The following is a 14,162-nucleotide window of genomic DNA, read 5'->3' as shown; positions in this document are numbered from 1 at the left end:
TATTATAAGGCAAATAATCTTTATGAGGTGAGTACAAATGAAACGTATTGGTGTATTAACAAGTGGTGGAGATTCACCTGGTATGAATGCTGCCATTCGTGCAGTTGTTCGTAAAGCGATTTTCCATGATATTGAAGTATATGGTATTTACCATGGATACGCTGGATTAATTTCTGGTCACATTGAAAAATTAGAACTTGGTTCTGTTGGCGATATTATCCACCGCGGTGGTACAAAATTATATACAGCAAGATGTCCTGAGTTTAAAGATCCAGAAGTACGACTAAAAGGTATCGAGCAATTAAAGAAACACGGTATCGAAGGACTTGTTGTTATTGGTGGAGATGGTTCTTACCAAGGCGCTAAAAAATTAACTGAACAAGGATTCCCATGTGTTGGTGTACCAGGTACAATCGACAATGATATCCCTGGAACAGACTTCACAATTGGTTTCGATACAGCTTTAAACACTGTTATTGATGCAATTGATAAAATTCGTGACACAGCTACATCTCATGAACGTACATATGTTATCGAAGTAATGGGACGTCATGCTGGTGATATTGCATTATGGGCTGGTTTAGCTGATGGTGCGGAAACAATCTTAATTCCAGAAGAAGAGTATGACATGGATGATGTTATCGCTCGTCTGAAGCGTGGTAGTGAACGTGGTAAAAAACACAGTATTATCGTTGTAGCTGAAGGTGTTGGAAGTGCAATTGACATCGGTAAGCACATTGAAGAAGCAACAAACTTTGATACTCGTGTAACTGTATTAGGTCACGTACAACGTGGTGGATCGCCAAGTGCACAAGACCGTGTATTAGCAAGTCGTCTTGGCGCAAGAGCAGTTGAATTATTGATTGCTGGTAAAGGCGGACGTTGTGTAGGTATTCAAGATAACAAACTTGTTGATCATGACATTATCGAAGCGTTAGCTCAAAAGCATACAATCGATAAAGATATGTATCAATTATCTAAAGAATTATCCATCTAATCGGCGTAATGTCAGATATTTGGGAACGGTTTCATAATTTTCGGAGGTGCAATATGCGTAAAACTAAAATTGTATGTACTATAGGTCCTGCTAGTGAAAGTATTGAAAAATTAGAGCAATTAATCGAAGCAGGTATGAACGTTGCTCGTTTAAACTTCTCTCATGGTAGCCATGAAGAGCACGGAGCTCGTATTAAAAACATTCGTGAAGCTTCAAAGAAAACTGGTAAAACAGTTGGTATCTTACTTGATACAAAAGGTCCAGAAATCCGTACTCACGACTTCGTAGACGGACAAGCTGAGCTTGTAACAGGTGCAGAAGTAGTTCTTTCTACTGAGCAAGTATTAGGTACTGCAGAGAAGTTCTCTGTATCTTATGCTGGTCTTTATGACGATGTAGACCCAGGTTCTCGCATTCTAATCGATGACGGTCTTATCGAACTAGAAGTAATCGAAAAAGCTGACGGAAACATCCGTACAAAAGTTCTTAACAGCGGAACTGTAAAAAATAAAAAAGGTGTTAACGTACCAAACGTAAGCATTAAGCTTCCTGGTATCACTGAAAAAGACGTAAAAGATATCATCTTCGGTATCGAGCAAAAAGTTGATTTCATCGCAGCTTCATTCGTACGTAAAGCGTCTGACGTATTAGAAATCCGTGAATTATTAGAAGAGCATAACGCTCAATACATCCAAATCGTACCAAAAATCGAAAACCAAGAAGGTATCGACAACATCGATTCAATCTTAGAAGTTTCTGACGGTTTAATGGTAGCTCGTGGTGACATGGGTGTGGAAATTCCACCAGAAGAAGTACCATTAGTACAAAAACGTCTAATTAAAAAATGTAACGTGTTAGGTAAACCGGTTATTACTGCAACGCAAATGTTAGATTCTATGCAACGTAACCCACGTCCAACTCGTGCGGAAGCAAGTGACGTAGCTAACGCAATCTTTGATGGTACAGATGCAATCATGCTTTCAGGTGAAACAGCTGCTGGACAATACCCAGTAGAAGCAGTAACAATGATGGCTAACATTGCGGTACGTGTTGAAAAATCATTACAATATGAAGATATGTTCAAAAAACGTATTAAAGAGTTCACTCCAACAATTACAGATGCAATTAGCCAATCTGTTGCGCATACAGCACTTGCTCTTGATGTAGCTGCAATCGTAGCTCCAACAGAAAGTGGATATACTGCAAAAATGATCTCTAAATACCGTCCAAAATCTCCAATCGTAGCTGTAACATCTGACGAGCAAGTAGGACGTCGTCTTGCACTTGTTTGGGGTGTACAAGCATTTATGGCTGAGAAGCGCGCAGCTTCAACTGACGAAATGTTAGATACAGCAATTCAAACAGGTATGGATGCAGGTCTAATCGGACTTGGAGATACTGTAGTGATTACTGCGGGTGTTCCAGTTGCTGAAACTGGTACAACAAACTTAATGAAAATCCACGTTGTTGGTGAAGAAATTGCTAAAGGACAAGGAATCGGTCGTAAAGCTGCAAAAGGTAAAGTAGTTGTAGCAAAAACAGCTGCTGAAGCTGTAGCGAACGTAAACGAAGGTGATATCCTTGTTACAACAAGCACTGATAAAGATATGATTCCTGCAATCGAAAAAGCTGCGGCTTTAGTTGTAGAAGAAGGTGGCTTAACAAGCCATGCAGCTGTTGTAGGCGTATCAATCGGTATTCCTGTTATCGTTGGTGTAAACGGCGTAACAGCAACTTTAAAAAATGGCCAAGAAGTAACAGTTGATGCAGCACGCGGAATTGTTTATAATGGACATGCGGAAGTGCTATAAGTAATACGGAGAGAAGGATCGGAGTCCTTCTCTTTTTTTTTACACAAAAACGAGATAGAATTAGCTTAAAGCGCCTAGAATTGCTTTTAAAAGCTGTTTGTTATGGGTTTTAATATGAAAGGATATCTATATTTCATATGATGTATATAGGCGTTGTGAGGGCATTAAAAGTGAGATGTGAGAGAGGTGTAGAACTATGAAATGGTTACTATTCTTGTTTATTTTAATACCAGCGATTGAGATTACGGTCTTAATTGGATCAAGTCATGTAATAGGTTTATGGTCTACGTTCGCTATGATTGTATTTACAGGTGTTGTAGGTGTGTATTTGGCGAAAAGACAAGGGTTTAAAGTGCTTGGAGAGATTCAATCTAAGTTGAATAGAGGGGAAATGCCAGGTGAGGCGGTACTAGATGGTATTTTTGTATTTGTAGGAGGCGTTCTCTTGGTGCTTCCTGGGTATGTGACAGATGTGCTAGGGTTTATCTGCGTGATTCCTATTACGAGAGCTTTATTGAAGCCTCTTGTTATGAAGTGGATGGAATGGAAATTTAGAAAGAACTCTACTATTATCATTCAGAAATAGCACTTAGATTGTAGAAATCTAAGTGCTATTTCTTGTCTTGTAAGAGGAGAAGAACTTTTTGATTGAAGCTTTGCTTTACCTCGCTATTTGTGGGGGATTTCTACCTCAAAGCTGGGCTGCTTGTAAGTGTCTGATGTGGGGTGAATGATGAGTGGGGATGAACAAAACGTCCGCTTATTATATTTGCTATATAATTTTCGTTTGAACTCTTGTTGTGCTTCGATTAAACTTGTGATTTTTTAGTGCTATTTATTTAGATGAATAAGATGGAGGGGAGTGCTGTTAAATTAAAGTTTTGCTTTTGTATATAAAGGGACGATTGGTGTAAAGAATTCATATAAAAAGGCGTAAATTGTTAGTTGAAGTCTTATTTTATGCTGTTTTGTATATTTATTCATTTACATAAAAAGTAATAAATGTAAATAATAATTATAAAATAAATAGAATAAATATGTAAAAACACCACGAAATATGCGTTTTTTATGCAAAAAAACAAGAGAATTATCTTTTTTGAGTGCAATTCTCTTGTTTTATGTAATGAGTATGAAAAATAAGTACAAGGAATAATCAGTGGGAAATTCCCACTGATTACATGTAAGTTTTTTGTTGTGTATGAATTAGAAACTATTATTTTGAAGGTGAACCTTTAATATATTTCCACAAGTCATGGAAGACATTAGCTTTGTGTAATGTATTAAGTAGTACTAAGGTGACTGGACCGATGATTAACCCTAAAAAGCCAAAAAGTTTAAAGCCGACAAATAGAGCGACGAGTGTTGCTAATGGATCGAGACCGATGTTAGATGAAAGTACTTTCGGCTCCATAATTTGTCTTTGGACAATCACGACGATGTATAAAATGAGAAGACCAATGGCGAATGCGGTATCGCCAGTGAAAAATACGTATATAACCCATGGAACAAAGACTGCGCCTGTTCCTAAATATGGTAGTAAATCTACAACCCCTGTAATAATCGCGATAGTAATGGCGTATGGTACGCGTAATATTAAAAGCCCGATTAGTACAATGACAGTTGTCATAGATACGAGTGTAAGTTGTGCTTTCACAAAACCAAACAAAGCTTTTCTTAAGTCGACAAAAATAGTTTTTCCATAGCCATGTACACGATTCGGTAGCAATTTTCTTGCTTTCTGAGCAAGACGGTGCCAATCGTAACTAATGAAGAAAGTGGCTAATAAAATGAATACAAGGACAGTTAAAGTTGTTGGCAGTGCACTAATGAAATTCGTTAACCCGCTTATAATGGTGGTTAAAAGTTCTTTCATTTGTGTTGTCGCTTCTGTTCCTAAGTTTTGAATGTTTTGTGTAATTGTATAGCGCTGTGGTTCTCCAAGATGATTAAATTTAGAGATTAAATCATCGTAGAGAGGCATAATATGATTAAGTGCAAATTGCTGAGCGAATGTAACGATATCTGGAAACTTTACTGTAACAAGTTGTAGTAAGTATGTTGTGGCAGATATTGCTTCAGTCACAAGATATGTAACAAGTCCAACGATAGCTCCAAATACGAGAATTAAGCTAACGAGTACTGCTAGTGCGCGAGGAAATTGTAGTTTTTGATTAAGGAAATTGACGACAGGATTAATCAAATAAGCAAATGCAAAAGCGATAATAAAAGGATAGATAAGCCCTGATATGTATAGTAATACATAGAACCCAGCTACCGTTGCTACAATGACAAATATGAGTCGTAATATCATATATAGTAAGTTTCGGTTCAAAGATGTATACCTCCCATTCCGATTTGGATTATCCTAATTCGTTCAACTTATAACGAGTGTGCCCCACTGATTAAAGTTTCACTTTACCCCGCATTAACGGGCAGTAAAGCTCCTATCAAAAGTGCGGCTGGATCAAAGGAGTTAGATGGCGATAAACTGCCCGTAAAAGCCCGATTGGTTCAACTAATAATCAGTGGAAAATGCCCCACTGATTAAAGTTTCACTTTATGTTATAGTGGAATGATGGATTTTTCCTGCTTTTTCAGTATGTGAGTGACTGTGAAAGCTTGGTGTTGATGCTTCTACTATATGGTAAAAACTTCATTTTCTCTTCTTTTTATTTTACCTGTTTCTAATTAGAAAAGAAAGAAGAGACGCCCGTTTTTAAAAATGTATACATGCTTAAATTTTGATGGTGAAAGTCTCAGTTTGTCATTTTAAAATACATAAAAAATGAAGTGATTCATGTTGAATAGGCATCGATATAGCATGTATAACGATAGGTTTAAAGGTATTTTTGTTTGGAAATGAGTTCATTATTTTCAGAAAGGAAGTGCAAACATGATTAGTCAGTCAACGTTATTTTTATTCATACTACTTATTATCGGACTTATTGCTAAAAACCAATCGCTTACTGTAGCTATTGGTGTGTTATTTTTATTGAAGTTTACATTTTTAGGAGATAAGGTCTTTCCTTATTTACAAACGAAAGGAATTAATCTAGGTGTAACGGTCATTACAATAGCGGTGCTCGTACCGATTGCGACGGGGGAAATAGGTTTTAAACAACTTGGAGAAGCGGCGAAATCTTATTATGCGTGGATTGCTTTAGCTTCAGGTGTAGCGGTCGCTTTGTTAGCGAAAGGCGGCGTACAATTGTTGACAACGGATCCTCACATTACAACTGCGCTTGTTTTTGGGACAATTATAGCGGTTGCGCTATTTAATGGGGTTGCTGTTGGTCCGTTAATTGGGGCTGGAATTGCCTATGCGGTTATGAGTATTATACAAATGTTTAAATAAGGAATTTTATAGTAATATAAAATTTTTGAATTCTTTCTGTTCACAAAAGTCAGATAATTGTTTATAATAGGATTAGAAACTTTGAAAAGTTACATAACAGCAGAGACTTTACACCAGATAAAATAAAAACAACATAAAACAATTTTATAATGATATTGTTTTATGTTGTTTTTATCATAAAACTCTTCGGAATGTATTTTCCTCACTAACTTGTTGTTTTGAGCGTGAGGATTCGGGGAGACATTCACGCTCATGCTTTCCATGTAGACAATGGACAATAAGAGGGGAACATCGCAACAAATTTGCATGATCGTGCATTTTGCTTGCCTAAAGAGTGAACGGGCGTTCATAATTCATAGGGGGAGCAAATAGATATAAGGAGCAAGGTTGGGAGAATTTTCAGGAAAAGGAGAGAATGTCATGACTGTTATTCGAGGTTTAGAAGGGGTAGTAGCAACAACATCATCTGTGAGCTCTATTATTGATGATACATTAACTTATGTTGGGTATAATATTGATGATTTAGCTGAGAATGCTACGTTTGAAGAAGTAGTGTACTTATTATGGCACCGCAAGCTTCCTAATGAAAAAGAACTAGCGGAATTTAATGAAATTGTATCTGAATACTATAAAGTTCCAGGTGAGATTTTAACATATTTAAAACAAGTAGATTTAAAAGTTGCACATCCGATGTCTGTTTTACGAACTGCAATTTCCATGCTATCATTATACGATGAGAGCGCTGAAATTATGGATGAAAAGTCTAATTATTTGAAAGCGGTTAAATTACAGGCTCAAGTGGGAACTTTAGTTGCTGCTTACGCGAGAATCCGTAAAGGTTTAGATATTGTTGAGCCAAGAAAGGATTTATCATTAGCTGCAAACTTCTTGTACATGTTAAATGATCGCGAGCCAAATGAAGTTGAAATTGAAGCTTTTGATAAGGCGCTTGTACTTCATGCAGACCATGAGTTAAACGCTTCTACATTTACTGCACGTGTTTGCGTAGCTACACTTTCAGATGTATATTCTGGTATTACAGCAGCAATCGGTGCATTAAAAGGTCCTCTTCACGGTGGGGCAAATGAAAATGTAATGAAGATGTTAACTGAGATTGGTGAAGAAGAAAATGTAGAGTCATATATTCATAATGCTCTTCAAAATAAAGTGAAAATCATGGGCTTTGGCCACCGTGTGTATGAGCAGGGTGATCCACGTGCAAAACACTTACGTGAAATGTCTAAGAGATTATGCGTGCTTTTAGGAGAAGAGAAATGGTATAATATGTCTATCAAAATTGAAGACATTGTAACAAAAGAAAAAGGTCTTCCACCAAATGTTGATTTCTATTCAGCTTCTGTATACCATTGTTTAGGAATTGACCATGACTTATTTACACCTATTTTTGCAATTAGCCGTATGTCAGGCTGGTTAGCTCATATTCTAGAACAATATGAAAACAACCGTTTAATTCGTCCGCGTGCTGATTATAATGGACCGACGCATCAATTGTATGTTCCAATTGCACAACGATAAGCGAATAACACTATTTTGATAGTGAAAATACGCTTTCAAAAGTCTGATTTTTTCGGAAAGATGTAATGATTAGAATATTTTAATTTGACTAACGGTTTGAACTGAGGGGTTATTCCCTCAGTTTCATACATATGAAATTTCAAACATGGGGGTTATCACATTGACGACAGGTGAAAAAATTACTGTAACTAATGGTGTTATGAATGTACCAAACAATCCGATTATTCCATTTATCGAGGGAGATGGAATTGGTCCTGATATTTGGGCAGCTGCATCTCGCGTACTAGAAGCAGCAGTTGAAAAAGCTTATGATGGTGAGAAGAAAATCGTTTGGAAAGAAGTGCTTGCAGGGGAAAAAGCATTCAACCAAACAGGCGAGTGGTTACCAGAAGAAACTTTAAACTTAATTCGTGAATATTTAATCGCGATTAAAGGTCCACTTACAACTCCAGTTGGCGGTGGTATTCGTTCTCTAAACGTAGCACTTCGTCAAGAATTAGATTTATATGTATGTCTACGTCCAGTTCGTTATTTTGAAGGTGTTCCTTCACCTGTAAAACGTCCGGAAGATACTGATATGGTTATTTTCCGTGAAAATACAGAAGACATTTATGCTGGAATTGAATATGCACAAGGATCTCCAGAAGCAGAAAAAGTTCTTGCTTTCTTAAAAGAAGCAATGGGTGTTAATAAAATCCGCTTCCCAGAAACATCTGGTATTGGTATTAAGCCGATTTCAGAAGAAGGGACAAAGCGTCTTGTTCGTGCTGCAATTCAATATGCAATTAACGAAAAACGCTCTTCTGTTACATTAGTTCATAAAGGAAACATTATGAAATTTACAGAAGGTGCTTTCAAAAACTGGGGTTACGAAGTAGCGGAACAAGAATTCGGCGACAAAGTATTTACTTGGGCTGAATACGATCGTATTGTTGAAAAAGATGGTAAAGATGCAGCGAATAAAGCGATGGCAGACGCTGAAGTGGCTGGAAAAATCATCGTAAAAGATTCTATTGCAGACATCTTCTTACAACAAATTTTAACTCGTCCACGTGAGTTCGATGTTGTTGCAACAATGAACTTAAATGGTGACTATATCTCTGATGCACTTGCTGCACAAGTAGGTGGAATTGGTATTGCACCTGGTGCAAACATTAACTATGTGACTGGACATGCTATCTTTGAAGCTACACACGGTACAGCTCCAAAATATGCAGGTTTAGATAAAGTAAACCCATCTTCTGTTCTTCTTTCTGGTGTATTATTATTAGAACACTTAGGATGGAACGAAGCTGCGAAATTAGTAACTGCTTCTGTTGAGAAAACAATTGCTTCAAAAGTAGTAACTTATGATTTCGCACGCTTAATGGAAGGTGCAACAGAAGTGAAATGTTCTGAGTTCGCTAATGAACTTATTAAAAACATGGATGTAGCGATAATCAAAAACGCATAATTAAAGCGGGGGGTAAATTATGACAATCAAACGCAAGAAGGTTTCAGTCATCGGTGCGGGATTTACAGGAGCAACAACGGCATTCTTATTAGCACAAAAAGAACTTGCAGATGTTGTATTAGTGGACATTCCACAACTGGAAAATCCAACAAAAGGGAAAGCGTTAGATATGTTAGAAGCGAGCCCAGTACAAGGTTTTGATGCTAACATTATTGGAACATCTGATTACGCAGATACTGCTGATTCTGACGTTGTCGTTATTACAGCAGGTATTGCACGTAAGCCTGGTATGAGCCGTGATGACTTAGTAGCAACAAACTCTAAAATTATGAAAAGTATTACGCGCGACATTGCAAAACATTCACCAAATGCAATTATTGTTGTGTTAACAAATCCAGTTGATGCAATGACATATTCTGTATTTAAAGAAGCAGGATTCCCGAAAGAGCGTGTAATCGGCCAATCGGGTGTATTAGATACAGCTCGTTTCCGTACATTCATCGCACAAGAATTAAATCTTTCTGTAAAAGACATTACAGGATTTGTTCTTGGTGGACACGGTGACGACATGGTACCTCTTGTGCGTTATTCTTATGCAGGCGGTATTCCGTTAGAAACGTTAATTCCGAAAGAGCGTTTAGAAGCAATTGTAGAACGTACACGTAAAGGTGGCGGTGAGATTGTAGGCTTATTAGGAAACGGTAGTGCATATTACGCACCAGCAGCTTCTTTAGTTGAAATGACAGAAGCGATTTTAAAAGATCAACGCCGTGTATTACCAGCTATTGCGTACCTTGAAGGTGAGTATGGTTATAGTGACCTTTACTTAGGGGTACCAGTAATTCTAGGTGGTAACGGAATTGAAAAAATTATTGAATTAGAACTTCTTGCAGATGAAAAAGAAGCGTTAGATCGCTCTGTAGAATCTGTACGTAACGTAATGAAAGTTCTTGTTTAATAATTGAATAGTAGTGAAAAAGATTCGGGATTCCGAATCTTTTTCTACTATTTACCGAATTGTTTTTTTGAAATAATATGAAAACGCTATCATTTGTAATATCCTATAATGAAACTGTAGATTTATACTATACATTGCCCTCATCATAGTAAATTTCGGATAAGGTATCGCTTTTAGTAGGATAATAAGGTGAAAAAATCGGAGGGGGTTGTAACATGTTAAAGAAAAAAGTTCAAATTGGTCGTAAAATGGATGAAATTACAGTAGGAGAGAAATTATCTATCACTGAAAAAATTGAGGATAAAGATTTGTTATTGTACTTAGGGTTAACGAATGATGCCAATCCATTATATATTCAGCATGATTACGCATCCCAAACTCCGTATGAAAAGCCGATTGTACCAAGCATTATGCTAACGGGAATGATTACAACGGCGGTTACGAAATATTTACCGGGTCCAGGAAGTCATATTACGAGAAAGGACCTTACATTCGTGAAACATGTTCACCATTATGAAACGTTACAAATCCACTTTGAAGTTGTGGCTGTTTCTGAGGAGGAACATACAATTGATATGCTTGTATCTGCTCATGATGAAAAAGGAGAAACTGTTGTGAAAGGTTCATTAACAGTAACGCCACCTTTTAAATCAGTCTCTATTATGGAAAAAGCATTAGATAATTTTTAAAAGATGAAAGTATGAATAGCGCTAGCATACCTTTAATAAGGATGATAGCGCTATTTTTAGTTGAAGAATCCTTCTTTGAACCCTTCAGTAAATTCTGAGCACCCCGTTTTAATCGTATCCCAGCTCGGTACGTTAAAAGTAAGGAAACATGTTACTACTAAAGTTAAAATAGGTAGTAATAGTCGCATAATAGAAACTCCTTATCTTTTATATTCGAATTATCAAATTAACAATATTCACTATATTATAATTTAATAATTTAAGTCAATGGAAGGAGTGATTCTTTAAGATGAGGTGGAAAAGAGAAGGTGTGATCTTTGAAACGGTAAGAGAAGCTGAAGTGTGGGCAGACGGGGTTGCGAATGAAATGTACGGGAGAGTATTTGATGGATATGAAACACCAGATTATAAAATAGGGTATGCTCTTTCGTTTTTTATAGCACAAAATCAAGATTTTATAGTTCATACGGAAGTGAGCTTTAAAGAAGAGAGAGCAATCTATAAAGTTTGGCAAAATCCTGTGTAGTTGCAGGTGAAGCGTAATTACGTCTATTTTCTCAATTCTACACAAACGATCTCCATGAATAGACAATTATATTGAGAGGGACCTTATTTTCTAGTATGATGAGAATAACGGGGAAAATACTAGGATGAAGAAGGTTTCAAGTCTATAACTTGGAGGAAAAGAATGAACAATCGTATTTTAGTAGTTGATGATGAGGAATTTATCTTAACTTTAATTGAATTTAATTTACAACAAGCTGGGTTTGAAGTTATAACAGCGATGGATGGAGAAATGGCGCTTCAAAAAGCGACAACAGAACGCCCAGATTTAATTATATTAGATTTAATGCTTCCGAAAATGGATGGTATGGAAGTGTGTAAAGAATTACGATTGCAGCGCGTTATGACGCCGATTTTAATGTTAACGGCAAAAGATGATGAGTTTGATAAGGTGCTAGGCCTTGAACTTGGGGCAGATGATTATATGACGAAGCCATTTAGTCCAAGAGAAGTTGTTGCTCGTGTGAAGGCGATTTTGCGCCGTACGAAATTACAACAAGAAGAACAAGTTGCAGAAGCGCCAGATGAAGATAGCATCACAATTGCAGAACTTAAAATTTTACCGGAGTTTTATGAGGCTTATTTCCAAGGAAGAAAGCTTGAATTAACACCAAAAGAATTTGAACTACTTGTGTATCTTGCGAAAAATAAAAGTCGCGTGTTGACACGTGATCAATTATTAAGTGCTGTATGGAATTACGATTTTGCTGGTGATACACGAATTGTTGATGTTCATATTAGCCATTTGCGCGATAAAATTGAACAAAATACGAAAAAACCGACGTACATTAAAACGATACGTGGTTTAGGATATAAATTAGAGGAGCCAAAAGGGAATGAATAAATTTCGTTCCAGGCTTCTTTTTACATTTGTTTCTCTTATTGTATTTATTTTAGTTGGACTAGGTTTATTACTAGAAACTGTGTTTGAAAACTACTATATAGATCATGCTAAAGAGAGAATGGTAAAAGAGACGGAGTATGTTGCGACGTTAGCAGAAGAGCAAGGTTTTGATAATGTCTTAAAGAATCCATACGTATTTGAAAAGATAGAAGAAAAAATACCAGCTTCTATCGTATTTTTGGATGAAAAAAAGAAAGTTCAATATAGAAAAGGACAAGAATTGACATTTAGTCCAGAGACGATTAAAGAACTTTCTTCGGAAGTGGCAAAACAACGAAGTAAAGTGATTACGAAAGAAACGGATCGAAAGAATGAATTTTATCATGCGGTGTTCGTTCAAGATGTAGAAGGAAAACAAGGATACATTTTGGTGAAAAGCACAATTGAGCCTTTGAAAGATGTTCACCAAAAAACGTGGGGATTATTAATTATCGGATTTGTCATTGCTTGTCTCGTAGTTGTATTTTTAGGTATGAAAATTACAGGGCAATATATTAGGCCAATTGAATCGGTTACGAAAGTTGCAATTGAATTGGCAAAGGGTAATTATAAAGCACGTGCATACGAAAGTCATTCGGATGAAACAGGAATGCTGAGTAAAGCGATTAATATTTTAGCTCGAAATTTACAAGAGATGACACTTGAACAAGAAATGCAGCAAGATCGTCTGCATACGTTAATTGAAAATATGGGAAGCGGAATGATTTTAATTGATAGCCGAGGATATATAAACCTTGTAAACCGCTCTTATAAGGAAACCTTCCACGTAACAGATGAAGAATATTTAGATCGCTTATATTATGAATCGTTTCATCATACAGAAATTATTGAGCTTGTAGAAGAAATCTTTATGACAGAAGTGAAAGTGCGTAAACAAATGTTATTGCCACTTGGAATTGAACGGAAGCATTTCGAAGTATATGGAGCGCCTATTATCGGGACAAACCATGAATGGAAAGGGATTGTTCTCGTATTCCATGATATAACAGAGTTAAAGAAATTAGAACAAATGAGAAAAGACTTTTTAGCGAATGTTTCTCATGAATTAAAGACACCGATTACTTCTATTAAAGGTTTTTCAGAAACACTCTTAGACGGAGCGATGGATAATAAAAAATTCTGCGAACATTTCTTGCACATTATTTTAAAAGAAAGTGAGCGCATGCAAGGATTAATAGAAGATTTATTAGATTTGTCAAAGATCGAACAACAAGGATTTAAATTAAATATGGGAACTGTTGACATGAAGGGGCTGCTTGAAGATATTCATATGGTGCTTGATAATAAAGCGGGAGAGAAAGAAATCTCTTTACAAGTGAATGTATTAAAACGAGCCTCTGTTATTGGAGATCCAAGTCGTTTGAAACAAATCTTTATTAATTTAATTAATAACGCAATCGTATATACACCGGCTGGAGGCGTTGTTTCAGTAGAGTTAGCGGAAGATAAATATAATGCTTATATAAAAGTATCGGATACTGGAATTGGTATTAGTAAAGAGGAAATTCCGCGTATTTTTGAACGTTTCTACCGGGTGGATAAAGCAAGAAGTAGAAATACTGGTGGTACCGGCCTTGGATTGTCGATCGTAAAGCATTTAGTTGAGGCGCATCAAGGTACGATTACAGTAGATAGTGAAGTTGGAGAAGGGACAACGTTTACAGTTGTTTTACCGAAATCAGCAACTGAAAAATAGGATGAAGGATGTTTACAATATATTAACAATGGCTTAATTAAATATTAATAAAGCTCTGTTAATATAATACATGAAAACCCCTTCATCCAAGGAGTAATTTTGGACGAGAATAGTTAAGCTGTTCTCGTCACTTCCCTTTATGCCAATATAAGTCTGTTTTATATATGAAAGAAAATAGCCGTTATTTTTCTTCTCTCTA

13 protein-coding genes are annotated in these 14,162 nt (G+C 36.5%); 11 read left to right on the top strand and 2 right to left on the bottom strand.

The features are described from left to right. The first annotated feature begins 37 nt into the window (after nucleotides 1–37). The 3 genes from pfkA (at nucleotide 38) to F3I02_RS07650 (ending at nucleotide 3,394) form a co-directional block, all read left to right on the top strand. Nucleotides 38–997, top strand: coding sequence for a 6-phosphofructokinase (gene pfkA, locus F3I02_RS07660; RefSeq protein ID WP_000821157.1), 960 nt, complete (start codon nucleotides 38–40; stop codon nucleotides 995–997). A gap of 53 nt (nucleotides 998–1,050) precedes the next feature. Continuing rightward, a complete protein-coding gene (gene pyk, locus F3I02_RS07655) occupies nucleotides 1,051–2,808 on the top strand; it encodes a pyruvate kinase (RefSeq protein ID WP_001232673.1) in 1,758 nt (585 codons plus the stop codon). A gap of 196 nt (nucleotides 2,809–3,004) precedes the next feature. Further along, the gene (locus F3I02_RS07650) at nucleotides 3,005–3,394 is read left to right on the top strand and encodes an FxsA family protein (protein WP_196477790.1); all 390 of its coding nucleotides are present in this window, start codon (nucleotides 3,005–3,007) and stop codon (nucleotides 3,392–3,394) included. A 627-nt stretch (nucleotides 3,395–4,021) separates the two neighbouring features. Here F3I02_RS07650 and ytvI read toward each other — a convergent pair. Beyond that, nucleotides 4,022–5,140, bottom strand: coding sequence for a sporulation integral membrane protein YtvI (gene ytvI, locus F3I02_RS07645; RefSeq protein ID WP_001081382.1), 1,119 nt, complete (start codon nucleotides 5,138–5,140; stop codon nucleotides 4,022–4,024). Nucleotides 5,141–5,701: 561 nt separating this feature from the next. On the opposite strand from ytvI, the gene F3I02_RS07640 reads away from it, so the two are divergent. The 5 genes from F3I02_RS07640 (at nucleotide 5,702) to F3I02_RS07620 (ending at nucleotide 10,799) form a co-directional block, all read left to right on the top strand. Continuing rightward, on the top strand, nucleotides 5,702–6,163 hold the full coding sequence (locus tag F3I02_RS07640; protein WP_000625507.1) for a DUF441 domain-containing protein: 462 nt from the start codon (nucleotides 5,702–5,704) through the stop codon (nucleotides 6,161–6,163). Nucleotides 6,164–6,550: 387 nt separating this feature from the next. Then, complete coding sequence (citZ, locus tag F3I02_RS07635; RefSeq protein WP_142237972.1) at nucleotides 6,551–7,699, top strand: citrate synthase; 1,149 nt, start codon at nucleotides 6,551–6,553, stop codon at nucleotides 7,697–7,699. A 160-nt stretch (nucleotides 7,700–7,859) separates the two neighbouring features. Then, nucleotides 7,860–9,152, top strand: a complete 1,293-nt coding sequence (gene icd, locus F3I02_RS07630; protein ID WP_000206898.1) for an NADP-dependent isocitrate dehydrogenase — start codon at nucleotides 7,860–7,862, stop codon at nucleotides 9,150–9,152. Nucleotides 9,153–9,171: 19 nt separating this feature from the next. Next, nucleotides 9,172–10,110, top strand: a complete 939-nt coding sequence (mdh, locus tag F3I02_RS07625; RefSeq protein ID WP_000153232.1) for a malate dehydrogenase — start codon at nucleotides 9,172–9,174, stop codon at nucleotides 10,108–10,110. A gap of 215 nt (nucleotides 10,111–10,325) precedes the next feature. Next, a complete protein-coding gene (locus F3I02_RS07620; protein ID WP_000914180.1) occupies nucleotides 10,326–10,799 on the top strand; it encodes a MaoC family dehydratase in 474 nt (157 codons plus the stop codon). Between the two features lie 56 nt (nucleotides 10,800–10,855). Here the strand turns inward: F3I02_RS07620 and F3I02_RS34360 are convergent, their stop codons facing one another. Beyond that, nucleotides 10,856–10,987: a hypothetical protein gene (locus F3I02_RS34360; RefSeq protein WP_269061758.1), complete on the bottom strand. Its 132-nt coding sequence runs from the start codon at nucleotides 10,985–10,987 to the stop codon at nucleotides 10,856–10,858. A 101-nt stretch (nucleotides 10,988–11,088) separates the two neighbouring features. Here F3I02_RS34360 and F3I02_RS07615 point away from each other — a divergent pair, with 101 nt between their 5' ends. The 3 genes from F3I02_RS07615 (at nucleotide 11,089) to phoR (ending at nucleotide 13,963) form a co-directional block, all read left to right on the top strand. Continuing rightward, nucleotides 11,089–11,325 (top strand): hypothetical protein, encoded by a 237-nt coding sequence (locus tag F3I02_RS07615; RefSeq protein ID WP_001267387.1) that lies wholly within the window; start codon nucleotides 11,089–11,091, stop codon nucleotides 11,323–11,325. A gap of 162 nt (nucleotides 11,326–11,487) precedes the next feature. Beyond that, on the top strand, nucleotides 11,488–12,207 hold the full coding sequence (gene phoP, locus F3I02_RS07610; protein WP_001065220.1) for a two-component system response regulator PhoP: 720 nt from the start codon (nucleotides 11,488–11,490) through the stop codon (nucleotides 12,205–12,207). After that, on the top strand, nucleotides 12,200–13,963 hold the full coding sequence (gene phoR / locus F3I02_RS07605) for a sensory box histidine kinase PhoR (protein WP_001032105.1): 1,764 nt from the start codon (nucleotides 12,200–12,202) through the stop codon (nucleotides 13,961–13,963). The genes phoP and phoR overlap by 8 nt, the downstream gene beginning before the upstream one ends. The last annotated feature ends 199 nt before the right edge of the window (nucleotides 13,964–14,162 follow it).

It is taken from the genome of Bacillus sp. SRB3LM, assembly GCF_015712745.1.
Lineage (GTDB): Bacteria > Bacillota > Bacilli > Bacillales > Bacillaceae_G > Bacillus_A > Bacillus_A thuringiensis_K.
Note: the sequence above shows the minus strand (reverse complement) of the source record. Positions and strands in the feature narration are given on the sequence as shown.